This window comes from Eubacterium sp. AM05-23 (genome assembly GCF_003477535.1).
Taxonomy (GTDB): Bacteria; Bacillota; Clostridia; order Eubacteriales; family Eubacteriaceae; genus Eubacterium; species Eubacterium maltosivorans.
Map to the genome: position 1 here is coordinate 122,326 of NZ_QUDF01000010.1, position 22,376 is coordinate 144,701.

At 50.9% G+C, this 22,376-nt stretch carries 18 protein-coding genes and 1 pseudogene; 5 read left to right on the top strand and 14 right to left on the bottom strand.

Features of this window, described 5'->3' with window-relative positions; genetic code table 11:
• The first annotated feature begins 5 nt into the window (after positions 1 to 5).
• Positions 6 to 1,268, top strand: a complete 1,263-nt coding sequence (locus tag DW091_RS14585) for an MFS transporter (RefSeq protein WP_118518511.1) — start codon at positions 6 to 8, stop codon at positions 1,266 to 1,268.
• Between the two features lie 290 nt (positions 1,269 to 1,558).
• On the opposite strand, the gene DW091_RS14590 is transcribed toward DW091_RS14585, so the two are convergent.
• From DW091_RS14590 to DW091_RS14610, 5 genes are all read right to left on the bottom strand, one after another.
• Positions 1,559 to 2,947 (bottom strand): RsmF rRNA methyltransferase first C-terminal domain-containing protein, encoded by a 1,389-nt coding sequence (locus DW091_RS14590; RefSeq protein WP_118518512.1) that lies wholly within the window; start codon positions 2,945 to 2,947, stop codon positions 1,559 to 1,561.
• A gap of 289 nt (positions 2,948 to 3,236) precedes the next feature.
• Positions 3,237 to 4,343: a PIN/TRAM domain-containing protein gene (locus DW091_RS14595; protein ID WP_058695970.1), complete on the bottom strand. Its 1,107-nt coding sequence runs from the start codon at positions 4,341 to 4,343 to the stop codon at positions 3,237 to 3,239.
• Between the two features lie 148 nt (positions 4,344 to 4,491).
• Positions 4,492 to 4,998, bottom strand: a complete 507-nt coding sequence (locus DW091_RS14600) for a CarD family transcriptional regulator (RefSeq protein WP_224168808.1) — start codon at positions 4,996 to 4,998, stop codon at positions 4,492 to 4,494.
• 53 nt (positions 4,999 to 5,051) lie between these two features.
• On the bottom strand, positions 5,052 to 6,389 hold the full coding sequence (locus DW091_RS14605) for an MATE family efflux transporter (protein WP_118518513.1): 1,338 nt from the start codon (positions 6,387 to 6,389) through the stop codon (positions 5,052 to 5,054).
• Between the two features lie 175 nt (positions 6,390 to 6,564).
• A complete protein-coding gene (locus DW091_RS14610; RefSeq protein ID WP_118518514.1) occupies positions 6,565 to 8,715 on the bottom strand; it encodes a Tex family protein in 2,151 nt (716 codons plus the stop codon).
• 173 nt (positions 8,716 to 8,888) lie between these two features.
• Here DW091_RS14610 and DW091_RS14615 point away from each other — a divergent pair, with 173 nt between their 5' ends.
• Positions 8,889 to 9,779 (top strand): DegV family protein, encoded by an 891-nt coding sequence (locus DW091_RS14615; protein WP_096919150.1) that lies wholly within the window; start codon positions 8,889 to 8,891, stop codon positions 9,777 to 9,779.
• An 89-nt stretch (positions 9,780 to 9,868) separates the two neighbouring features.
• Here DW091_RS14615 and DW091_RS14620 read toward each other — a convergent pair whose 3' ends face one another.
• Both DW091_RS14620 and DW091_RS14625 read right to left on the bottom strand, forming a co-directional pair.
• The gene (locus tag DW091_RS14620; protein WP_118518515.1) at positions 9,869 to 11,257 is read right to left on the bottom strand and encodes an ABC transporter permease; all 1,389 of its coding nucleotides are present in this window, start codon (positions 11,255 to 11,257) and stop codon (positions 9,869 to 9,871) included.
• Positions 11,244 to 11,996 (bottom strand): ABC transporter ATP-binding protein, encoded by a 753-nt coding sequence (locus tag DW091_RS14625; protein WP_158577910.1) that lies wholly within the window; start codon positions 11,994 to 11,996, stop codon positions 11,244 to 11,246. Before DW091_RS14625 ends, DW091_RS14620 begins: the two co-directional genes overlap by 14 nt.
• A 133-nt stretch (positions 11,997 to 12,129) precedes the next feature.
• Here DW091_RS14625 and DW091_RS14630 point away from each other — a divergent pair, with 133 nt between their 5' ends.
• Both DW091_RS14630 and DW091_RS14635 read left to right on the top strand, forming a co-directional pair.
• On the top strand, positions 12,130 to 12,357 hold the full coding sequence (locus DW091_RS14630) for a helix-turn-helix transcriptional regulator (RefSeq protein WP_118518517.1): 228 nt from the start codon (positions 12,130 to 12,132) through the stop codon (positions 12,355 to 12,357).
• Complete coding sequence (locus tag DW091_RS14635) at positions 12,344 to 12,784, top strand: hypothetical protein (protein WP_118518518.1); 441 nt, start codon at positions 12,344 to 12,346, stop codon at positions 12,782 to 12,784. The genes DW091_RS14630 and DW091_RS14635 overlap by 14 nt, the downstream gene beginning before the upstream one ends.
• Positions 12,785 to 12,943: 159 nt before the next feature.
• Here the strand turns inward: DW091_RS14635 and DW091_RS14640 are convergent, their stop codons facing one another.
• The 4 genes from DW091_RS14640 to DW091_RS14655 all read right to left on the bottom strand — a co-directional run bounded on the left by DW091_RS14640 (position 12,944) and on the right by DW091_RS14655 (position 18,110).
• Complete coding sequence (locus DW091_RS14640) at positions 12,944 to 13,405, bottom strand: hypothetical protein (RefSeq protein ID WP_118518519.1); 462 nt, start codon at positions 13,403 to 13,405, stop codon at positions 12,944 to 12,946.
• A 102-nt stretch (positions 13,406 to 13,507) separates the two neighbouring features.
• Entirely contained in the window at positions 13,508 to 13,960 is a 453-nt protein-coding gene (locus DW091_RS14645; protein ID WP_074617373.1) for a helix-turn-helix transcriptional regulator, read from the bottom strand.
• A gap of 222 nt (positions 13,961 to 14,182) precedes the next feature.
• Entirely contained in the window at positions 14,183 to 14,767 is a 585-nt protein-coding gene (locus DW091_RS14650) for a GrpB family protein (protein WP_187368476.1), read from the bottom strand.
• Between the two features lie 22 nt (positions 14,768 to 14,789).
• Positions 14,790 to 18,110: an FtsX-like permease family protein gene (locus DW091_RS14655; protein ID WP_118518520.1), complete on the bottom strand. Its 3,321-nt coding sequence runs from the start codon at positions 18,108 to 18,110 to the stop codon at positions 14,790 to 14,792.
• A 148-nt stretch (positions 18,111 to 18,258) separates the two neighbouring features.
• On the opposite strand from DW091_RS14655, the gene DW091_RS14660 reads away from it, so the two are divergent.
• Positions 18,259 to 18,705, top strand: a complete 447-nt coding sequence (locus DW091_RS14660) for an Rrf2 family transcriptional regulator (RefSeq protein ID WP_074617370.1) — start codon at positions 18,259 to 18,261, stop codon at positions 18,703 to 18,705.
• Positions 18,706 to 19,083: 378 nt separating this feature from the next.
• Here DW091_RS14660 and DW091_RS14665 read toward each other — a convergent pair whose 3' ends face one another.
• From DW091_RS14665 to DW091_RS14675, 3 genes and pseudogenes are all read right to left on the bottom strand, one after another.
• Positions 19,084 to 20,607, bottom strand: coding sequence for a BCCT family transporter (locus DW091_RS14665; RefSeq protein WP_118518521.1), 1,524 nt, complete (start codon positions 20,605 to 20,607; stop codon positions 19,084 to 19,086).
• A gap of 76 nt (positions 20,608 to 20,683) precedes the next feature.
• Positions 20,684 to 21,976 (bottom strand): MFS transporter, encoded by a 1,293-nt coding sequence (locus DW091_RS14670; RefSeq protein WP_058695984.1) that lies wholly within the window; start codon positions 21,974 to 21,976, stop codon positions 20,684 to 20,686.
• Between the two features lie 172 nt (positions 21,977 to 22,148).
• Positions 22,149 to 22,376 (bottom strand): annotated as a pseudogene (locus tag DW091_RS14675) (trimethylamine methyltransferase); the annotation flags it as partial.

Here is a 22,376-nt window from a genome sequence, read left to right on the forward strand (position 1 = left end):
CTCCTATGAGATTTTCTAAAATCGAAAAAGCCTGGATCCTGTACGATGTGGGCAACTCAGCCTTTGTCATGCTGGTTTCTACCATTATACCCATTTATTTTAAAAACATTGCCTCCGCCGCCGGAGTTTCCATGGCGGACTCGACCGCTTATTTCGGGTACGCCACCTCCCTTTCCACCCTGATCGTGGCAATACTGGGGCCCATTCTCGGCACCATCGGGGATACCAGCGGCTACCGGAAGCGTCTCTTTCTCCTGTCGCTGGGCGTGGGGGCCGCGGGATGCGTAGCCCTCGGGATTCCAATGGGATGGCTGCTCTTTCTCGTCATGTTTGTCGTTGCCAAAATCGGCTATAACGGCAGCCTTATTTTCTGCGACTCCATGCTCACCGACGTTACCACCGATGACCGCATGGACGAGGTCTCAAGCGTGGGCTACGCCTTTGGCTATATCGGCAGCTGTATACCCTTTGCGGCCTGCATGCTCCTGGTGCTCTTTGCCGGAAGCATTGGCATCAGTACCCAGCTGGCAACGTCCATTTCCTTTGTCATCACCGCGGTGTGGTGGGTGTTGATGACAGTCCCTCTGCTCAGAGGTTATCAGCAGAAATTTTCTGTGGGACACGTGTCCAATCCGGTAAAAGAGGGCTTTGTGCGCCTGGGCCATACCATTAAAAATATCCGTCAGGATAAAAACATTGTGCTGTTCCTGGTGGCGTTTTTCTTCTACATCGACGGTGTCTACACCATCATCGAAATGGCAACCTCCTATGGTAAAGATGTGGGTGTGGGCGACAACGACCTGTTGATGGCTCTGCTGCTCACCCAGATCGTGGCCTTCCCCTTCGCGCTCCTGTTTGGCTGGCTCTCGAAAAAGGTCAAAACTGAGAAGCTGATCTGCGTTGGGATCATCGGCTATTTTTTCATCGCCCTCTTTGCCATTCAACTGGATAAGGCGTGGGAATTCTGGTTTCTGGCGGTCTGTGTCGCTATCTTTCAGGGGGGAATCCAGGCTCTGTCCCGCTCCTATTTTGCCAAGATCATCCCCAAGGAGAAATCTGCCGAGTACTTTGGCTTTTACGACATTTTCGGCAAGGGCGCGGCCTTTACCGGCACCCTGCTCGTCAGCGTTGTCACCCAGCTCACGGGCCACTCCCGCTATGGCATCATCTCCATCTCCTTCCTGTTTGTCATCGGCTTTGTGCTGTTCGTGCTGGCGGTAAAAAAGATCAATCATGAAAAAGCCAGTGGGAAACAGGCGGGGCTTTAAGCCGCGTCCAAATTTTATTTTTTCTGTCCCCATGCTCAAAAGACTCAAAACGACCGGCAAATGGCGTTTTGAGTCTTTTGAGCATGGGTTCTTCAATCATAATAAAAAATGAAAATGCGCAGTGGAGCTTGTTAAATATATATATCTTGTTATATATATTTAACCGTTTACATATTTATTTTAAAGATTATAAAAACAAATTTAATTCTAGAAAGGCATGCTCAAAAGGCTCAAAACCACGGATATTTCGAGTTTTGAGCCTTTTGAGCATGCCTTTTCTAAGAGCTTTTTTATTTTTTCCGAATGCGCAGCCCCTTGGGGAAGTGGTTTTTGATCATACCCTGGCTGGCTTTTCCAAAGCCCAGAGGCCATTTTCCAAAGCAGACCAGCACCCAGCCCTTAAGGTCTGTCCCGGTGATGGGTTCGCCTTTAAGATAGGTGTAGGCCTCCTCCTCATCCCTCACGGTGTAGATGGTTTTAAAGTCCTCAGGTCTCAGCACCATGGCCAGGGTGTGGGACGGCTCAAAACGGTTCTTCTTAAGGGTGCCCAGGTGAATGCCCGGGCGCAGTACCTTTAACCCCTCAATGTCCCGCAGTGTGATGCCCTCGGGCAGGCTGTAGACCTGATCCCCCTGCAGATGCAGGTTGCCAAACCGCCGGTTCAGATACGCTTTGGCAAAGGTCTCATAATCGTTCAGGTCTCTGCGTCCGGCTGGCTTCAGCCGGGATTTTCCCTTGAGCTTAAGGGGTTCTTTCTCCAATGGGCATGCCGCTGTTTTGCGAAGCTTCGCGATAAAATGGCCTTCGCCCCGGACGTGGAAGGGCATGACATGGAGGGTCTTTGTGAGCGCTGGCGTCCCTTTTTCTGACCACTCCGGCCGTCCCCGGTCGTTAAGCCCTCTGAGATCAATGTCCATCAGCTCGTATCGCTCATTTCCCAGGAAATCTTCAATGACCTGTTCGTTTTCCTCGGGCGAGAAGGTACAGGTCGAATAGACTACGATGCCTCCCGGCTTCAGCAGCTTGTCCACACTCTCCAGAATCTTCAGCTGGCGTTTCGCGCAGTTCACCACCCGTTCCGGGTTCCACTCCTCAGCCGCCCCGTTGTCCTTTCTGAACATGCCCTCACCGGAGCAGGGCGCGTCCACCAAAATTTTGTCAAAACGCTCGTGAAACCGCGCCGCCAGGCGTTCTGGGAATTCATTAAACAGCAGGGCGTTGGCTACGCCCATACGCTCCACGTTGCTGGCGAGGATCTCGGCCCGGTTGTTCACCAGCTCATTGGCCACCAGCAGCCCCTGGCCCTCAAGCTTACAGGCCAGCTGGGTCGATTTTCCGCCAGGCGCGGCACAGAGGTCCAGCACCCAGTCCCCCGGCTCCGGAGCGAGGGCCTCGGCTGAGGTCATGGCTGTGGGCTCCTGCACATAGTACAGCCCCGCGTAGTAAGCTAGATTTTTGCCTGGACGAATATCACTGTCAATGTAGTATCCTGTTGGGCACCAGTCCACAGGCTCCAGCTCAAAGGGCGTCTTCTGGGCCATCTCCTCCGGTGTGCACTTCAGCGTATTGGTCCGGATGCCCTTGTTCACTGTCCCATCATAAGAAGTCATGAGCTTTTCATAATCCTCATCGCTCAAAATTCCCCGCATTTTTTCTTTAAAGGCCTCTGGTATCTGCATGTTTCATCTCCATTGTAATATATTATAACTGCCGTCAAAGGACTGACCAGGCAGATAAAACTGCCGCTGTCCGAAGATTAAAAACACCCTCTCTCATGCAAAAGGCAACACCAGAGGTGTGCCTTTTGAAATCGAACCGGGTGTGGTTTAATCTTCGGACAGTATTAGGTGTACAATCCATTGACTTTGTAAATTTTCCAACTTTTGCCAAGCCATGCGCTCCTGTGTTCCGATGCTTCCGTCAAGGCCGGACATCTCAGGTATTCACGGGCGCATTTAAGCCGCTATTTCACTTTCTCGGCTTCGCAAAGATCATCCGTCCTGCGGCGGTCTGCAGGATACTGGTGACGATCACGGTAATGTTGTCACCGATATACTTCCTGCCGTTTTCCACAACGATCATGGTGCCGTCGTCCAGGTAGGCAACCGCCTGACCGGATTCCTTGCCGGCTTTTACCAGCAGCACCTTCATCTCCTCACCGGGCAGCACCACCGGCTTCACGGCGTTGGCCAGCTCGTTGATATTTAAAACCTCGGCGCCCTGAACCGTTGCTACCTTGTTCAGATTGTAATCATTGGTCAGGATTTTACATTTGGTTTCCTTGGCCATCCGCACCAGCTTGGCGTCAACCTCCTGAATATCGTCGTAATCCTCCTCAGATATCTGTACCGGTACGTCCAGATCATTCTGCATCTTGTTGATGATATCCAGGCCTCTCCGTCCGCGGTTACGCTTGAGATCATCCGAGGAATCCGCGATGAGCTGAAGCTCATTGAGCACAAAGACCGGGACGATAAGCGGCCCCTCCATAAACCCGACCTTGCAGATATCGTAGATACGGCCATCGATAACCACGCTGGTGTCCAGCACCTTGGCCGCAGCATTGTTCTTTTTCTTTGAGATCTTCCGGGTTGAGGCAGCGCTGTCCCGGTCCTTTTTTCCTGACTGAATCGCAGCCACAATATCGTCTCTTTTCTTAACTGGCAGAGTAAAGCCCAGGTAACCCAGGACGATATAGATCACTGCAGTCAGAAGGCTGCTGACCCACGGAAACGGGATCTGATAAAAAGCAAAGCTGATCAGCATTGCGATGATCAGGCCGATCACCAAACCTCCGACGCCCAGAGCAATGTCGACGAGCCGGACATCTTCCATACTGGCTTCCACCATTTTGGTAAGATTTTTAACCCCCTTGAGTATAAGAGGGAAGAAAATAAAAAAGATAAGTCCACATAAAACCATAATAACAATATAAGTTCCCAGCTCGATTTCCGGTGTAAATTGGATGCGCAGAGTCGCCTGAATCCACTCATTGATGATCACCATCTGTGCCAGAGCACTCCCCAGCAGAACGCCCAAAATCGAAAAACATACTCTTAAAAATTTTTGCAGCATTTCATGTTCACCTCCTTTCCATTCATAATATTTTTATTATATCACGATTAGCCTTAAAAATCTGTTAAACCAAAAGCATCATACAAAGAAAGAGCTGTCATAAATGACAACTCTTTTCTAAATCATCGCCTTACGCGTCCAGATCGCGCTAAATTTTTTCTTCTATAACCTGAAGCGATTCTTCTTTGCTCCTGCCCTGTACCAGCACCATCTCACTGATGAGAAAGTTTCTGGCGGAGGTCAGCATTTTTTTCTCTCCGGTTGAAAGTCCCTTTTTCCGGTCCAGCAGCGTCAGGTTTTTCACGACCTTGGCAACGTCAAAAATATCGCCGCTTTTCAGGATATCCATATTATCCTGGTACCGCTTGCTCCAGTTGCCGTTCATCTGGTCGCTCGGCCCCTCAAGGCTGTCGAGCATTTTTTCAATGACATCGGATGTTACTATATCACGTACACCAACCTCGTCCGCTTTGTCTACAGGAATCAGGATTTCCATTCCCTCAGATACAATTTCCATTAAATAGTACATCTGGGTGGTGTCAAAAATTTCTTTTTCCTCGATGTCTTTGACCACACCTGCACCATGCATTGGATATACAATTTTATCGCCGATTTCGTACATTATATACACCTCAATCATAATTGCTGCTTTCATTATACCATAAATAAAACATAAATGTAATATTTTATAAGAAATTTAATGCTTTGTCAATGAATTTTTTTATTTTCTAGCCTTGCGCGGTATAAAAGGATCCCTGAAATAAAAAGCGTGGTCAGCTCTGCGGCCGGAATGGTCAGCCACACACCGTCCACACCCAGAGCAGGCGGCAGAACAAGCAAAAAGACCACCACAGCGGCCAGGCCACGGAGGATGGAAACCGCAAAGGACGGCCCCGGACGGTTGATGGAGGCGAAGAATGAGGTCGTCACAATATTGGCCCCCATAAACAGAAAAGCCATAAAATACAAGTGAATACCGGCTGAGGCAATCCGGGTCATCTCCATATCTCCCTCCCGGTTGAATATGCCCACAATGTCCTCTGCCGCCAGAAGCCCGAACACCAGGAACAGCAGCCCTGAAATTACCCCCAGCAGAATTGCCGCCCCGTAGGCCCACCATACACGCTCTGTCTTTTCTGCGCCGTAATTTACACTGATAATGGGCTGTATGCCCTGGGCGATCCCGGTAAAAACCGCCACCGCAATCAGCGCAATGTTTGAGATCACTCCATAGGACGCCACGCCGACAGTGCCGGACAAGCGCAGGATCGTAAAGTTAAACAGCAGGATAATGATCCCAGAGGAAAACTCTGTGACAAAGGACGGCAGTCCTATTGCCAAAATCTCCTGCATTGTCCTTATTTTTGGCCTGCACGCCACTGGCCGAAAGTGGTTCTGCCGCCGTATAAAATGCAGGGACAGCATCAGCATACTGAGCACTGGCGCCAGCCCTGTTGCCAGAGCCGCTCCAAACATCCCCAGCCCCATAGGAAAGATGAAAACATAATCCAGCACAATATTGCTGAAGCTTCCTGTCAGCATAGCTGCCATGGAGAGCTGGGGGCTTCCGTCATTGCGGATAAAGCAGACCAGAATATTATTGATCATAAAAGCGCATGAGAAAAGCAGGATCGTCCTCAGGTATCGGACTGAAAGCTGGAGGATCGCACCCTCTGCCCCCAGCAGTCTGGCAAGGGCAGGTGTGAAAAAAAAGCCAGTCAGCGTCAGCACACATCCTATGGCCGCTCCCAGCGCCAGCGCCTGGGTAAAGACCCTGTCCGCCGCCGCATCCCGTCCCTCTCCCCTCAGAACCGCGTACCTGGTCGCGCCGCCCATTCCAAGCATGAGGCCCGCGCCGTTAATAAAGCTGTAGGCCGGCAGCACCAGATTCAGGGCCGCCAGGCCGCTGTTGCCCACGCCGCCTGCCACAAACACTGTATCTGCCAGAATATAGCAGGACAGCCCAATCATACTGAGGACATTGAGTGACACATAGTGCACAAAGATTTTTGGCAGACGGCCTGTAATTATTTCTGTTTTTTCCATATTCTTCTCCTGAAAAATAAAAGCGCTGATTCCTCACACCCCATGGCCTACGGTGTAAGAAATCAGCGCTTTAGAGCGGCGTCCCTGTCCGGCGACAGGAACACCCAGCGTTTAATTTTTAATTTAATATAATTTACCACATTTCTGCGAATACGGCAAGTTTTTTAAGAATTTGTTAAATGAGCATAGACAGACCGATCCGCTTGCGCTCCACATCTACAGACAGCACCTTGACGGTAACCACGTCGCCGACGGATAAAACATCGGTGGGATGGGAGATATAACGGTCGCTGATCTGGGAGATGTGGACCAGACCGTCCTGGTGCACCCCAATATCCACGAAAGCGCCAAAGTCGATGACGTTGCGCACAGTGCCCACCAGCTCCATGTCTGGCTTCAGATCCTCAATGCTCAGAACATCGGATTTAAGGTGTGGCTTTGGCGCGGAGTCGCGGGGGTCGCGGCCCGGCTTTTTCAGTTCCTTGATGATGTCCCGCAGAGTCGGCTCACCAATTTCCAGCATCGCCGCTGTCGCCTTTATGTCCAGAGCGTTGAGCCGGGTGACCGTTTCGGCCAGCTTATCTGCCTCCAGGTCAGCGGTGGTCAGCCCCATACTTTTCAGTAAGTTCTGAACCGCTTTATAGGATTCGGGATGGACACCGGTGTTGTCCAGAATATTGTCCCCATCGTCGATCCGCAGGAAGCCCGCGCACTGTTCAAAGGCCTTTGCACCCAGCCCCTTGACCTTTTTGATCTCCTTACGGCTCCCGAATTTACCGTTCTGCTCACGATAGTCAATGATATTTTTCGCAATGGTTTTGTTGACCCCTGCCACATGCTTTAGGAGGGACACAGACGCCCGGTTAATGTTGACACCAACGTTGTTGACCGCGTCCTCCACCGTATCGTCCAGAACCTTTTCAAGCTCCTTCTGATTGACGTCGTGCTGGTACTGGCCAACTCCGATATGTTTGGGATCGATCTTTACCAGATCGGACAGAGGGTCCTGCAGGCGGCCCGCAATGGAGATGGCCCCTCTCAGGGAAACGTTGATGTCCGGGTATTCCTCAGCGCCCAGCTCCGAGGCCGAGTACACCGACGCACCCGCTTCGTTGACCACAATGTACTGCACCGGGAGGTCGGTTTTCTTAAGCATCTCAGCCACAAACTGCTCGGATTCACGGGAGGCGGTACCGTTGCCGATGGAGATGATGTCCACCTTGTATTTTTCGATCATGCCCAGCAGAATCTTTTCGGATTTTGCCACCTCATTTTTCGGCTCGGTCGGATAGACTGTAGCTGTATCCAGGAGCTTGCCCATAGGGTCCAGAACCGCGATTTTACACCCAGTACGGAAGGCCGGATCAAAGCCCATGGTGGTTTTATCCTTAAAGGGCGGCTGAAGCAGAAGCTTTTTCAGATTGAGCGCAAACATCTTAATGGCAGATTCTTCAGCTTTTTCCTTGAGCTCAGTACGGATCTCGCGCTCGATGGACGGGAAAATCAGACGCTTATAGCTGTCCTCAATGGCGCTCACCAGGTAGCTGCTGGCTTTGTCGCGGAGGATGGATTTCTTCAGGTAAGCCAGGATTTCCTCTGCCGGGTCCACGATTTTCACAGCCAGCACCTTACGCTTTTCGCCCCGGTTCAGAGCCAGCACCCGGTGGTTGGCGATTTTCTTAACCGGCTCGCCATAATCATAATAATTTTCAAATTCTGTCTTCTCATCCGCAAAGGCCTTGGTGACTGTGGACTTGACCGCGCCCTTTTCCGTTACCATCCGGCGGATTTTCTTCCGGTAATCCGCATTGTCCGAAATGGTTTCAGCGATGATATCCATGGCCCCCTGCAAGGCCTCCTCAGCGGTTTCAACGCCTTTTTCGGGGTCAATGTAGTTTTTGGCGTCCTCTGCCAGAGCCGCTTCTGTGTCAAGCTGCAAATAGATTTTATTGGCCAGAGGCTCCAGGCCCTTTTCCTTTGCCACTGAAGCGCGGGTTTTTTTCTTCTGCTTATAGGGCAGGTACAGATCCTCAGCCTCCTGCAGCGTCGCTGCCTTGTCGATGGCAGCTTTCAGCTCAGGCGTCAGCTTGCCCTGCTCCTCAATGCTGCCCGCGATCTCTTCCTTGCGCTTCTGCAGCTTTCTGAGATAGGTCAGGCGGGCGTCCAGATCACGCAGCAAAACGTCGCTCAGATTGCCGGTGACCTCCTTACGGTAACGGGCGATAAAGGGAATGGTGTTGCCCGCGTCGATGAGCGCCACGGTTTCCTCTACCTGCTTTGGCCGTATATTAAATTCCTGTGCCAGTTTATCAATTAAATATTCCACGTTGTTGACTCCTCTGTAAATTACAATTTCTCATCGGTTCATTTTACCATTATAAGCCGCCGGCCGCAAGGAAACCTTTTATTTAAGATGCTTTTAAGCCTGAGAACCCTCAATTGTCAAAGGCGGCCTGCCATGTTAAAATGGTAGAAGAAATTTGAAAAAGGAGGGGTACCATGGGAAATAAGTTTATTGTGGATTCAATGTGTGACATCAGTGAAGAGATTCTGCGCCGTTATGAGTTTGAATCCCTGCCGATTCCGGTCACCCTTGATGATAAAACCTATTACGACGGTATTGATATTACCCCCGAAATGGTCATCAATTTTGTTAAAAACAATCCATCCAGCTTTCCAAAAACCTCACAGGTTCAGGCCCTCGCCTACCAGGAAACCTTTGAAAAGCACTTAAAAAACGGCGACGACGTCATCTATCTGGCTCTGTCCTCCGGGCTCTCCGGAACTTACCAGACTGCCTGCCTCATCGCCTCCGAGCTCCTGGAAAAATACCCGGGGCGCAAAATCAGCATTGTAGACTCTAAATGCGCCACCACTGGCATGATGATGATCCTGCACCAGGGCCTCAAGCTCGACAAGCTGCATAAGCCTCACGAGGAAATCGTGGAGAGCATGCGCTTTCTGGCAGAGCATATTCAGATCTTCTTCATGGTGGGCGATATCCGCTGGCTGGCCCAGGGCGGCCGTATCAGCAAAAATGTGGCCCTTATCGGTGAGATGCTCAAAATCGTCCCGATCCTTTATTTTAAGGACGGGCAGATCCTGGCCTTCGACAAGGTCCGCGGCCAGAAAAAGGCCCTGAAGAAAATGATGGCCTCCATCGACGAGCGTATGGCCGATAAGGATCAGATCGTGGGCATGATCAACAGCACCGCGCCCGAGCTCCAGGAAAAGGTCAAGAAATACATGACCAAAGAATTTGGCACTAAGCACTTCCTGACGCCCGAAGCCGGCGCCGGCAGTGCTCTGACCGTCCATATAGGCGTTGACTGCCTGGGCATCATGTTCTTCGACGCCCTGCCGGACAATTACGTGCGGGTGTACCCGTAACGAACCCTTTGAAAGCGCATGCCAGACAGCGCTGTTTTTCTGCTCATATCCCAAAAGAGGTGGGGTGCGTTCTGCACCCCACCTCTTTTTTAAATACACCGCATGAGCTGTTCCCGGCCTATTCTTCTGTGGACAAACCCGGCCAGCAGCAGATCTACAGCCAACAGCAAAAGCAGGCTGCCTGAAGACCAGATCAGCGGGCTGCCTGGCAGCAGCCAGACCGCCAAAGCCGGTACCGCAGCCAGAAAGCTCAGAACCGACGCCACATACAGCCCTTGCCGCGGCTTTTTCATCAGCATGGCTGCAAGTCCGGTGACATAGGTCATCAGAAGGCTAAACAGCATTCCTGCGGCCAGAAGTATCCACTGGTCCGGCGAAAACAGTGTTTCCCTGCCGATAAGGGCAGAAGCGGCAAGCACCAGCAGGGCCGAAACAACGCTGACGACCAGTGAAAACAGAAGGGCCAGCAGTCCCTTCCCCAAAAACAGCGCTCCTGTGCCGATTGGCGTGGACAAAAGGGACTCAAAGGTTTTGTAAGCCCGTTCACCACCGATGGTGTAGGCTGTCAGGTTCACCGTAATCCGGGCCGTTCCCAGGCTTAAAACCGCCAAAGCTGCATAGGCGTTGACTCCGCCAAAGAAGTAGTCCCAGAGGACGAGAAAAACGGCCGGCGCCAGCGTAAAAATTAAAAGGCTGAACTTGAAACGCCCCAGCGCTTTAAAATAACGCCATTCATGCCCCAAAACCATCAGGCTCTGGCTGCGGGTATCCCGCCGGTATCCATCCCCTGCCAGAGCCTTTCCGCTGTTATCTGCCAGAATATCGCCCCGATTCAGCTGCTTCAGCCGCCAAAGCATACAGCCAGAGATCAGAACCATGAACAGCAGAAACACCGCGCTCAGGAACACTGCCGCCTCAGTCTGGCTCTGGTACACCAGTGTCAGCAGTACGGCCAGACAAAAAACAACAGGGATAAAAAAACGCAGGCCGCGGCTGCCGGCCTCCTGGACATCGGAGGAGACTGCCGAAGCATACAGCCCCGTCAGTGTCAGGCACACTGCGCTCAGGATAAAAAGTCCAGCCACAGCAGACAGCATCATTCCAGTGACGCCGGGCAGGGCGCCCGCAGCAGCCTTTAAAATGAGCAGCGGCGCCAGACTTAAACAAAAGCTGGCGCCCGAGGCGCCAAGACAGAAGGCGCCCTTTCCCAACATCAGCTGTTTCTTGTCCACACTCGTGGACAGAAGGCTCTCAAGGGTCCGTGTTTCCTTTTCGGCCGCAAACGACTCCGAAGCCCATTGCTTAAGCAGAAACAGTGGGTACAGCACCATAGTGTTCAGCACAAATGGGCCAGCGGACTGCCACAGCGGCAGCAGACCACCGATAGCGAAGGCTCCGCAGGCATAGAATACCAGCGTGCCGCTGTCTTTAAGGGCCAGACGCCACTGCTGGGCACAGACTGCTCTAATCCCGTCCATCTTCGTCCGCCTGCCCTTCAATTTTCATATACAGCCGCTCCAGATCAAAGCTGCCGCCACCGGTTTCACGCCGCAGGGTGTCCAGGGTGTTGGTAAAGATGTTTCTGCCCTGGCGCAGAATGGCAATCTGGTCTGCTATCCGCTCCACCTCACTCAGGTTGTGGGTGGTCAGGACAATGGTGGCGCCATTTTCCTCAGCCAGCTCCTTAAGCATGGAGCGCAGACGCTCAATGCTCACCGGGTCCAGCCCGTTTGTGGGCTCGTCCAGAAGCAGCAGCCGCGGGCGGTGGAGTAAAGCGCGGACCAGTGCCACCTTTTTCTTCATCCCAGTGGAGAAGCCCTTGACCGCCAGGTTTTTCTTATCCAAAATATCAAAACGCGCGAGCAATGTGTCAATCCGCGCGTCGTAGTCCCGGCGCTTCATGCCGTAAAGCCTTGCAAAATAGCTCAGGTTGTCATAGACACTCAGAGGCTCGTACAGACCCGTATCTTCCGACAGTACACCGCAAAGCCGGCGGACCTCATCGCCGTCTGTCCCCGGATTCAGCCCGCTGACCGCGACCTCCCCGCTGTCGGGTGACAGCAGCCCCAGCATCAGACGGAGCGTGGTAGTCTTTCCCGCGCCGTTATGGCCCAGAAGTGCGCAGATTGATCCCTGCTCAATATCCAGGTCCAGCCGGTTTAAAGCCTGCACGCTTCCAAAGCTTTTGCTCACCTGTTTCATCTCAATAAATGCCATTCTCATCCCTCTCTTTCCGAAAATAGTATAGCATACTATACAATAATTGTATAGTGTGCTATACTATTTTGCGTTGATACTTGTCGTTTTCCTGTTTTTATATTATGATTAGAAAAAAAGCAGGAGCTTCGGAATGAAAACACGTATCCGCGAACTACGAAAACAAAGGCATATTTCCCAGGCAGAGCTGGCAAGGGCCGTCCAGGTCACCCGGCTGACCATCACCTCCATCGAGAATGAAAAATACACGGCCTCGCTGGTTCTTGCTTACAAAATCTCAAAATATTTTGACCTGACCATTGAGGAGGTCTTTGATTTCTCAGAAATTGAGGAGGAAGAAAAAAGCCATGAATCCCTTTAGAAAAACCATCGTCCGCCGCTTAAAGCTCAGTGTGCTCATCGCTGTCTTCGGCGCTCTGGCCGCTATTGCCGGTATCCTGTATAGCCTTCCGTCTGGGGGGCCGCCCGACCTCTCTGTCCTTTCAAAAAGCATCGGCCTGTTCGCAGGCATTGAGGCGGTCTGTATTTTCCGAATCCTGCGGTATGCCCGCGCCCTCAGGGCCCCCGAGCAGCTTGCAGCCCTCGAAATCGCCGAAAAAGATGAACGCAATCAGTCCATTCAGCTGAGAACCTGCCGCAGCACCCTCTATCTGACCCTTGCCCTCCTGGGCTTCGGCGGCATTGTCTGCTCCTTTTTCAACCCGGCGCTATTCTTTACCCTCGGGGCCATCCTGATCGTCATCCTCGTGATTTTCCTGGCTTTCTGGCTTTACTACAGGCAGTATTAAACTGAAAAAGAGGCAGGATGCAGAATGCATGCTGTCTCTTTTGGGGCTATAAACAGGAAGTTCTTTGTGTGAAAATGCGCCAGAGCAAACCATAATAAAATGGATGACACGATAGATCCATTTTAAAGCTTTTCATCTACAAAACTTAAAACGTCGGCTTTACCGACTGCCAGCAACCATCCTCTTGAAGCAAACGGGAATTGAGCCCAAGTATCCGCCTATTACAATCGGCCCGGCATATTTTCTAACCTTTGAGACTGGAATAAAGTTAACCTTTCCGGGATAATTGTCAGAATGGCATGAGCACACATTTTGCTCTTTTTTGTCAATGGAAACCCTGCACCAGGTATGGCCCGAGGTAGTTCCCGTATCCTTAAATATGGCCTTACGGCAATAAACCAGCTGAACCCTATACCCCAGCGTTTTTAATATATCACGGACGCAGAACGCCTGCTGCACACAGTATCCCTTTCCAATCCGAAACGCCTTTCTATGCATTGTAAAGGGTATATCAACAGAATATTCCATATTTTCATTGACCAAACGGTTCACATATCCAACCATTTCCCATCCCGATAATCCGGTACCCCTGCATAAGTTTATTGCTTCGTCCAGCTTCATTGGTTTTCTCCTTTGATCTCAAAATATAATACTCAACTTCCCGTTTATCTTCACTCATATCAAACGCCACTGTTCCAGTCCACCCAATGTAGCGTCCATCCTTTACTTTTTCCTGCTGCCCCACAGCTTAGCCAGAATATCCTTTAAAACAAGAAAGGTATCTAAATCATTATATTCGTATTCAGCTTTAAGGGCATCCAGTATTAATTCCAGCTGTGTCGCATATTTTTGAATATCGACCTGGTTCTGGTAACGTATTAAAATGGGATATTTCTTTCCCCAGGCCTCTGTCCAGTCTATTTTTTCTTCTGTCCTTTCATCGGTCTTTTCGATGATCTCCTGTATTTCCTTGACATCAACATCAAAGTCGATAAGGTCGTCCAGAGACATCTTGTACAACAATGCCATCCTCTTTGACTGCCGTATATCTGGAAGTGTCTCATCGGTTTCCCATTTTGAAATTGTCTGCCTGCTCACACCCAATTTTTCGGCCACATCTTCCTGTGACAGCCCGCATTTTTTCCGCGCATGAAATAAACGGTTTCCTAAACTCATTTTATTTTCCTCCTTACCTTTGATAAACCAAGTATAGGATGAAACAGAGAAATAATCCACCCGGTATTTTTGCACTTTCGCACGTCTTCTTAACAAAAAATCTCCAATGAACCGATTTCCTTTAACTTCAATACCATAAACACCGGAATAAAAGGCGATGTCGTGAAACGTACCCCTCCCCTTTTGGCGCGTAAGCTAAAATTTGGCAAGGGCGGACTCCGCTTACAATTCTGGCAAATATCTGTTGTTAAATTCTACTTTCGCCATATCCGAATACCGCTTGACAAAATCCGTTTTTGCTTCTGTGTATCCGTCCCGGTCGTGTTCGTACTGCTTCCAGAGCTTTAGCTTCAGCCTTTCGTATTCCCCTGCCACATTGGGGTGTGCGATCAGAAAGTCCCTGAAATACAGCTCAGACCAATTCCCAAAATATCTCACGTGAAGATGATAAACCCTGTCGGCGAAGCCTTCTGGCGTGTATCCTTTATTAAACGACAGCTTTACCGGGTCATCCTCCTGCGACATCAGCCTCCAGCCCAGCGTCTTCAGGACCTTTATGATCGCCGAGACACCGCAGGCGCCATCAATTTCCAGCAAAATATCGACGATTGGTTTTGCGGTCAGACCCTTTACGGCTGTGCTGCCAATGTGGCTGATGCGGATAAGGTTCTCTGGTTTTACCTTGCTGATAATCCGCTGCTTTTCTTCTTCATACCAGACTTTATAATCTGGATTATGCTCTTTTAAAATGATGGGAAACAATGTCCACAGTTCCTCCAAGGATAATTCCGACAAATCTGCTTTCACTGCGATGTCTCCTTTCTGTTCGCTACTCAATACTCTTGAGCGACTCAACCATATCCACTCTTTTGATCACCGGCGCCATGAAGAGATTGACAATCAGCGTAAAGGCCATGGTGAATATGCAGGCAAAGACATAGCTGCTGGGGTCGATTCCCCGGCCGAACATGACGATGTCTGTCTCGACAGTGGTGATGATAAAGTTGTTCAGGATAACCCCCAGTCCCAAACCGATGAGCATCCCGATAAAGGAGAGGATAATGTTTTCCCTGAAAATATAGTTGTTTGTCTCCCGGTCATAGAAGCCCAGAACGCGGATCGTGGCGATCTCACGCACCCGTTCCGACACATTGATGTTGGTCAGGTTATAAAGCACCACAAAGGCCAGAGCCCCGGCGGCTGCCAGCATGACCAGCACCACCATGTTCAGGCTGCTCAGGCTGTCTGTGGAGGATTTGACAATGCTGCCTGTAAAGCTCACAGACACCACGTCGCTGTTATCCAGCCATTTTTCCCCAAAGGCGTTTTCGGCGTCTGTGCCGGTGTCCTTCAGGTTAAAATAGGCAATATTATATTTGACCGCCTCGCCCGAAGCTGCTTCATAGGCCTTTGGCGATACGTACACATAGTTCTCAATATAATTTTCTGTAATATCCGCGACCTTAATCTTAAATTCCTTATCGTCTGAATACAGGCGGATGGTGTCGCCCACCTTAATGCCGAGATCGTTCGCGAGCTTTTCGGTGATGATGGCGCCGCTGTCGTCCAGAGTCAGTTTTTGATCCGGCGCTTTCCGGTGGCGCAGATCAATGAAACGGTTCATGTCACCGGGTGTTTCGGGCACATAGAGGTAAGCGTCTTTGGAATGGCCGCCAGTGTCCAGCGCGACGCTCATTTTCAGCTGTTTGGCCAGCATGGCATCCTCAACCTGAGGATCTGCCCTTAGTTCGGATTCCAGAGGCGCCTTTGCCTCCAGGGTATCCTCATTTTTAAAAGCCATCATACCATCGTAAACCGATATCTCCTCAAATTGCTTCGGAATGATAGAGAAGATAGAGTCCTGCAGGCCGAAGCCCGCCAGAATCAGGGCTGTGCAGCCGGATATGCCGATAACGGTCATGAAGAAGCGGGCCTTGTAGCGCAGAATATTCCGCGCGGTCACCTTGGAGATAAAGCCCATGCGCTTCCAGATAAACGGGATTTTTTCCAGAAAGATACGTTTGCCGATTTTCGGCGCCTTTGGACGCATCAGCTCGGAAGGCTCCTCCCTCAGCTCCACAGAACAGATGAGGACCGCTGCCCCCACAGTACACAAAAGCGTGACGATACAGCTGATGATAATGGCGCCCCAGGGCACTGAAAGCGACAGCTCTGGCACCTGGTACAGCAGGCTGTAAGCGCCCACGATCAGCCTGGGGAGGGTATTGATACCACTGACCACGCCGATGGCGCAGCCAACCAGCGCTGCCAGTACCGCATAGATCACAAACTTGGACGCGATACTGGCTGGGCTGTAGCCCAGTGCCTTCAGTGTGCCAATTTCCATACGCTGTTCCTCAACCATACGCGTCATGGTGGTAAAGGCAACCAGAGCGGCCACCAGCAGAAAGAATACCGGAAAAATGCCAGCCACATTGTCGATACGGTTGGCGTCCTCGCCATAGCCGCTGTAGCCTGGGTTATCGTCACGGTTAAACACATACCATTTTCCGAAATCCACATCCTTCAGTTCTTTTTCGCTGTCCGCGATTTTCTGCCGGGCGTCGTCCAGCTTCTGCTGCCCCTCGGCGCGCTGGGCCTCCAGCTCAGCTTGTCCCTCAGCCAGCTGTTTTCTGGCGTCGTCCAGCTTTTGCTGCCCTTCTGCCAGCTGCTGCTCTGCCTGGGCTTTTCCCTGCTCAAGCTGCTGCCAGCCCTGGGCAATGGCGGTCTTTCCCTGATCAATCTGAGCCAACGCGCTGTCCAGTGTAACCTTTGACTGGTCCAGCTGGTTTTTTGCCGCTGCCAGCTGGCTCTCAGCGTCCTTTAGCTGCTGTATCGCCGTGTTCAGGACCTTTGTTCCCTGGTCATAAACGGGCTGAAGGTTTTGCAGCTGGGCCTTCATCTGAATAAGCGCCTGTTTCTGCTCCTCTGTCCGTTTTTCTTCCGGAATGGCTTCGATGGCGGCGATCTGGATCTTGAGACCGTCAATCACACCGCCAAGTTTTTCCAGCTCAGCCTTTTTTTCTGCAATCTGGTTTTCGGCGTCGGGCTTTCCGGCGTCAAAAGCTGCCTTATTCTGCTCATACTGGTTCAGTCCATCCGCATACTGCTGCTGCCCGGCGTTCCACTGGTCCTCGGCATTTTGCAGCTCAGCCTGCTTATCATTCAGGGTCTTTGTGGTGGCGCTCACCATTGCATCATAGCTTCTCCGGCCCTCGGCCAGCTCGGCCTCGCCGTCCGCGATCTGCTGTTCGGCCTCCCGCAGCTGCTGCTCGGCCTTTGCGATCTCGTCGTCAAAGGTTGTCTGGGCATCCAGAAGCTCCCGCCTGGCCTTGTCGAGCTCCTGGGTGCCAGTGGTCATGATATCGTCGTAGTTGACCTGAAGGCGTTCGTGCCCCACACTCTCCAGACGTTTTTCCAAATCTGAGACTGCGTCCTTGTACTCAGTGCTGTAGGCTGAGACCCCGTCCGCGCTGGCAGTCGAATAAACATAGGCGTCGGTGTAGCGCTCTGACTTAAAAACCCCGGGCTTCACCATCATATAAAAAGAAATGTCGCCGCTGCCCACAGAGGTGGCGCCGCGTTCAATGGAGATATACTGAGGTGAGCGGATATAGCCCACAACGGTGTATGCATTCTGGGACAGGGTGTCCTCCAGCTTTTTATCACCTGACTCAGGCGATACCTTGATGGTGCTGCCGATGCTGTAGGCGTTCCGACCCGTGTGAGGACCAGTGGTGTCCGGCATCTCGATCACACATTCGTTATCCTTTTCCGGCATGCGGCCCTCCAGCAGCAGCGGCTGGTTCAGGCCATCTTCGGCCGGTACAGCCAGCACCTTGAAGACCGGGCGCTTTTCGCCGTTTTCCACAATCACATCCGTTGAGTAGGTCGGCATGACCTCTGCCACGCCCTCCACTTTTTTCAGGGCCGCCACATCATCGTCGGTAAAGCCATAGGTCGATACCAAATGGATATCTGCCAGCTTCTGCTCCTCAAAATACTGGTTGGCCGTATATTTCATGCTGGGGCTGGTGCTCTTAACGCCCCCAAAAAAACAGATTCCCAGAGCAATGATTGCCACGATGGACAAAAAGCGGCTCAGGGACTTCCGTATTTCCCGCGCGGTATCTTTTCTTAATGCTTTCATACTTCCCTCATTTTCTCATACTGGTTTTATTCTAACACATTAATCTGAAATGTTTAACCATAATTTAAGCGATTAACTTGACGCGTCCGCTATTTCGGGATATAATCGAATTAAACATATTTACTTACTATGAATTGGAGGTATCGCAATGCGTATATCCGCAAAGGGACGCTATGGCCTTGCTGCCATGATCGCCATTGCTCAGGGAGATTTTGAGGGGGACTATGTTCCGGTCATCGTGATTGCGGAAAAGCTGGGGCTCTCTAAGATATATCTTGAACAGGTTTTTTCTCTGTTAAAGCGCGCCGGGCTGGTCAACTCCGTCAAGGGCGCCCAGGGCGGCTACCGGCTGACAAGGGAGCCGGACCAGATCAACGCCTACGAAATTCTGACCGCGCTGGAGCAGATTCTTTTCGAAAGCACTGAAACCAGTGTAGAGGAGGCTTCACCTGCCATTGAGCACGCCATGCAAAAATGTGTGTTTAACCCGCTGGACCGGGCAGTGCAGGAGCATCTTGAAAAGATAACATTGGATGAGCTGGTTGCCGAAGCCGGCCGGTACAAGGGAAACAATCACTTTATGTTTTTTATCTGAAACGGACAAAAGCTGCCGTCCATGGGATAATGGCCATGGACGGCAGCTTTTGCTTTGTAAAAATAAGGAAAAGAAATGAAAAAGTATATGTTAACCCACCACAATGCGGCAGGGGATTGTCCGCTGCATCTTTAACTTTACAGTGATTATAATACCCCATTGTGATGGTTTTATGAACATCTCGTGTGAATTCGCTGAATTTAAGCGGCTCTTAAGCGTTGGAAAAACAAATATGCGGCGCCTGGCAGGCGCCGCATAGCCATTTTAACCGTATTCTCAGCCTCTCCTTACTCTATATTACAGGAATCAGATATCCCTTGCCAAAAGCCCCGCACAGCTTGGTTTTATGCGGTATTTTGGCCTAAAGCTTTCTAAGCTCTACAACTTGTTGTTTTCTTCATAATATTTTTCAAGCATTTTGAAACAGCTGATGATAATAATGACATACACCAGACAGGTTGGCAGCGCCATGATAATCGACAGGGTCTGCAGCTCTGCCAGCGATCCGCCGAATACCATCAGCACCATTGGAATCGCGGCCATACAGAAAGCCCAGAAAATGGTCAGCCGTTTACTCGGGCGTTCACCAAGCTGGATCTTTTTAGAGGAAACCATAGCCAGCGTATAAGCGGCCGAGTCAAAATTGGTGGCCATCGAAATAATGGAGGTGATTAAAATCGCGACGACAAACACTGTACCGATGGGGAGCTTGCTGTAAACATCAACCACGGTGGCCGGACCGCCCATTTCCGTCACGCCCTTAACTACATCGTAGGCGCCGCTGAGCTGCTGGTCCATAAAATAATTGCCAAAAATGGAAAAGAATACAAAGGAACCCAGGAAACCATAGCCAAGCCCTCCGAAGATTACCTGCTTGATGGTTCTCCCCTTTGAAATTTTAGCGATGAACAGGCCCATAAAGATGGAATAGGACATCCACCAGGCCCAGTAGAAAACAATCCAGGTCTCAGGATGACCGCTGTTGGTCACCGGGTCCATATAGGTGCTCATATGAATAAATTCCTGAAGCATGATGCCCAGGGACGTGGTCTGCATTTTGATAATAAAGGTCGTGTTCCCTAAAACAAAGAGAATGACCACAGCCGCCAGCATGAGAAAAATATTGATGTCACTGAGGATTTTAATCCCGCGCTTAATGCCCTTGTAAGCGCTGATGGTAAAAATGCAGGTAACCAGAACCATGACCCCAAACCGCAGAACCGGGGTGTCCTCAATGCCAAAAAGCTTGTTGAGACAGGCAGAAACCAGAGGCGACCCAATGCCGAGCGCAGTGCCGACACCGCCCAAAAGGCCAAAGATAAAGAAAATATTGATGACCTTCCCAAGCGGTCCGTCAACCCGGTCCCCCAGAATTTCGCGGCACACGTTGGCCACATCAAACTTTTCCTGTTTCAGGTTAAAATGCACAAACGCAAAGGCTACGGCCGGTATCAAATAGACACTCCAGGCGGAAATACCCCAGTGGAAAAGCGGCAGCGTCGCAGCATATTCAGCTGCTTTCACACTCTGCGCGTCCACGCCGTAGGGCGGCGCCATATAATGGAAAACCCATTCGATACTGCCCCAGTAAAGGAAACCAGCCGCCATAGAGGCGCAGAACATCATCGATGCCCACGAGAACTCACTGTATTCCTTTTCACCTTCGCCCAGCTTAATATTTTTAAACTTGCTGGTTCCCAGAACAATACACAGAATAATGGATATAAACACAATCCATACATATACAAAGCCAAGATTGGTCGCAATAAAGCTGTTGACACTGTTGATGATCCATTTACTCCAATCCGGACTGATAAACAGGCAGGCGCAAACAATCACGATAAACGCAAGCACAACCCCAATCATTGTTTTATCGATATTTTTTTTACCCTGACCTTCCATAAGCTTCCCCTCTCTTTCATAAGGTGGGGTGCGAGACGCACCCCACCTCCTTTTTTAATGTCATCTTATTATCGATTTATTCTTCTACCGCCGGCACTTCGTCCTTAGGATATTTTTTCTTCATATAAATCTGAGTGGCGATGCAGCCGCCGATGGCGATCACCGCGCTGACGGTCAGGCAAATGAAAATATAGGTGTAGCCCTGAACCGCATACTTGTCAATGAAGCTGCCAAACAGCTGATGCATAAAGCTTTCTGGCAGAAAACCGATGACGGACAAAAGCCCGGAGGCCGCGCCAAAGATATGGGCTGGCACATGGGTTTCCGTTAAAACAGAGGAGGCAACGCCGTAAGCGCCGTTGGCCAGGAAGCCCAATACCAGGGTGATGACAATGGCTGCCATCAGGAAGCCCGCCGTCTGCGGCAGTAAAATATAGGCGAAGCAGCAGATTGCGCAGGCGGCCATGACCACCAGAATGGTTTTGGAGGGTGAGTTGACCTTTTTGGCGATCCCGCCCAGCAGCGGCGCGGAGATGATGGCAATCCCATAGTAACGGATCATCCCGATAATGCTGACCAGTGTTAACGGCGCCAGGAACGCGTCGGTGAGATATGGGGTGGTGTAGTTCATGCCCATGTAGACAATCATGACAAAGAACAGGGTGCCGCTGGCCAGCCAGACCCCTGGATGCTTGAGTGCTTCGATAAATTCGTTGATATTAAACTTCTTATCTGGGTCTGGGTTCACTTCACCTTCAAACTTTGGTATCGCGAATAAGGAAATGATCCCAAGCACCAGGATGACACTTGCCAGGAAGATCAGTGAAACGCTGACGCCCACGCGGTAATCGGGCATTGCGTTAAATACGGCCAGGGTAACGGCGTTGATGGCCAGTCCGCCGAGGCCGTACAGCGCGTAGCTGACGCCCACAACGGCAGGGTAGTCTTCTTCTGCGGCGGCAAAGCGCAGCAGCTTGTAACGGCAGCCCCAGAAAATGAGAATGGTTGTCACTGCCATAACGGCGAAAATCAAGACCAGAACTGGGTAGGAGGGCAGGGACGCGTACCAGTACACCACGGCGGCGGTACTGATAAACCCGCCGGCTGCCAGTGTCTTAAGCCGCACCTTGTCTGCCACAATCCCACACGGGATATAGAGAATGGTGGCCATAATGCCGTACATCCCGGATAAAAACCCGAGCTGGGCGTTGGTGATATTGAGTCCCATGAGCAGGGGTTCATAAAAAACATTTTTTAAATATACTGGAACATAGATAATACCGCTGCCCGCGCCGGACAGAAAGATGAGCAGCGCGCGCCTGAATTTGGACAGCTGCGTGTAGTTGACCTCTTTCTTATTTGTTTTCATTCTTCTTTGATACGGCTTTCAGGCCGTATCTTCCCCCTTTATATGTAAAAAATCATTTTAAATGGTCTGTCTCTTTTGTCCAGACCGTTTATGGTCAAAGATTAACAATGAAAAGTCCTGGTAAGAAATGAATTGGCGGGGCTCCTGCTCCGCCAATTCGGAAAGATACTCTTTATTTGATCTTGAATTTTTCCGGAAGGTGTTCGTTCAGCAGGTCCTTCTGGGCCTTTGTCATATCCGGTAATTCGAAGCTGTCGATTCTTTCTTTGTAGACTTTGTAAGCGCGTTCTTCGATTGGCGGGGTTGCTGCACGGCCTTCTTCGTTGCAGGTGCCGCGGTTGAATACAGGGCTGGTGAGGTAGGTTTCTTCGCGGTAGTCTTTGGGGGTTCTGCCCTTCAG

What these genes read in the sequence shown, in the direction of transcription:
- DW091_RS14585 (WP_118518511.1), top strand. Translation starts at nt 6, where the DNA reads ATGAGATTTTCTAAAATCGAAAAAGCCTGGATCCTGTACGATGTGGGC.
- DW091_RS14655 (WP_118518520.1), bottom strand. Translation starts at nt 18,110, where the DNA reads ATGAAAGCATTAAGAAAAGATACCGCGCGGGAAATACGGAAGTCCCTG.
- DW091_RS14645 (WP_074617373.1), bottom strand. Translation starts at nt 13,960, where the DNA reads ATGAGTTTAGGAAACCGTTTATTTCATGCGCGGAAAAAATGCGGGCTG.
- DW091_RS14630 (WP_118518517.1), top strand. Translation starts at nt 12,130, where the DNA reads ATGAAAACACGTATCCGCGAACTACGAAAACAAAGGCATATTTCCCAG.
- DW091_RS14615 (WP_096919150.1), top strand. Translation starts at nt 8,889, where the DNA reads ATGGGAAATAAGTTTATTGTGGATTCAATGTGTGACATCAGTGAAGAG.
- DW091_RS14595 (WP_058695970.1), bottom strand. Translation starts at nt 4,343, where the DNA reads ATGCTGCAAAAATTTTTAAGAGTATGTTTTTCGATTTTGGGCGTTCTG.
- DW091_RS14600 (WP_224168808.1), bottom strand. Translation starts at nt 4,998, where the DNA reads ATGAAAGCAGCAATTATGATTGAGGTGTATATAATGTACGAAATCGGC.
- DW091_RS14590 (WP_118518512.1), bottom strand. Translation starts at nt 2,947, where the DNA reads ATGCAGATACCAGAGGCCTTTAAAGAAAAAATGCGGGGAATTTTGAGC.
- DW091_RS14670 (WP_058695984.1), bottom strand. Translation starts at nt 21,976, where the DNA reads ATGAAAACAAATAAGAAAGAGGTCAACTACACGCAGCTGTCCAAATTC.
- DW091_RS14635 (WP_118518518.1), top strand. Translation starts at nt 12,344, where the DNA reads ATGAATCCCTTTAGAAAAACCATCGTCCGCCGCTTAAAGCTCAGTGTG.
- DW091_RS14605 (WP_118518513.1), bottom strand. Translation starts at nt 6,389, where the DNA reads ATGGAAAAAACAGAAATAATTACAGGCCGTCTGCCAAAAATCTTTGTG.
- DW091_RS14625 (WP_158577910.1), bottom strand. Translation starts at nt 11,996, where the DNA reads ATGGCATTTATTGAGATGAAACAGGTGAGCAAAAGCTTTGGAAGCGTG.
- DW091_RS14660 (WP_074617370.1), top strand. Translation starts at nt 18,259, where the DNA reads ATGCGTATATCCGCAAAGGGACGCTATGGCCTTGCTGCCATGATCGCC.
- DW091_RS14620 (WP_118518515.1), bottom strand. Translation starts at nt 11,257, where the DNA reads ATGGACGGGATTAGAGCAGTCTGTGCCCAGCAGTGGCGTCTGGCCCTT.
- DW091_RS14665 (WP_118518521.1), bottom strand. Translation starts at nt 20,607, where the DNA reads ATGGAAGGTCAGGGTAAAAAAAATATCGATAAAACAATGATTGGGGTT.
- DW091_RS14640 (WP_118518519.1), bottom strand. Translation starts at nt 13,405, where the DNA reads ATGAAGCTGGACGAAGCAATAAACTTATGCAGGGGTACCGGATTATCG.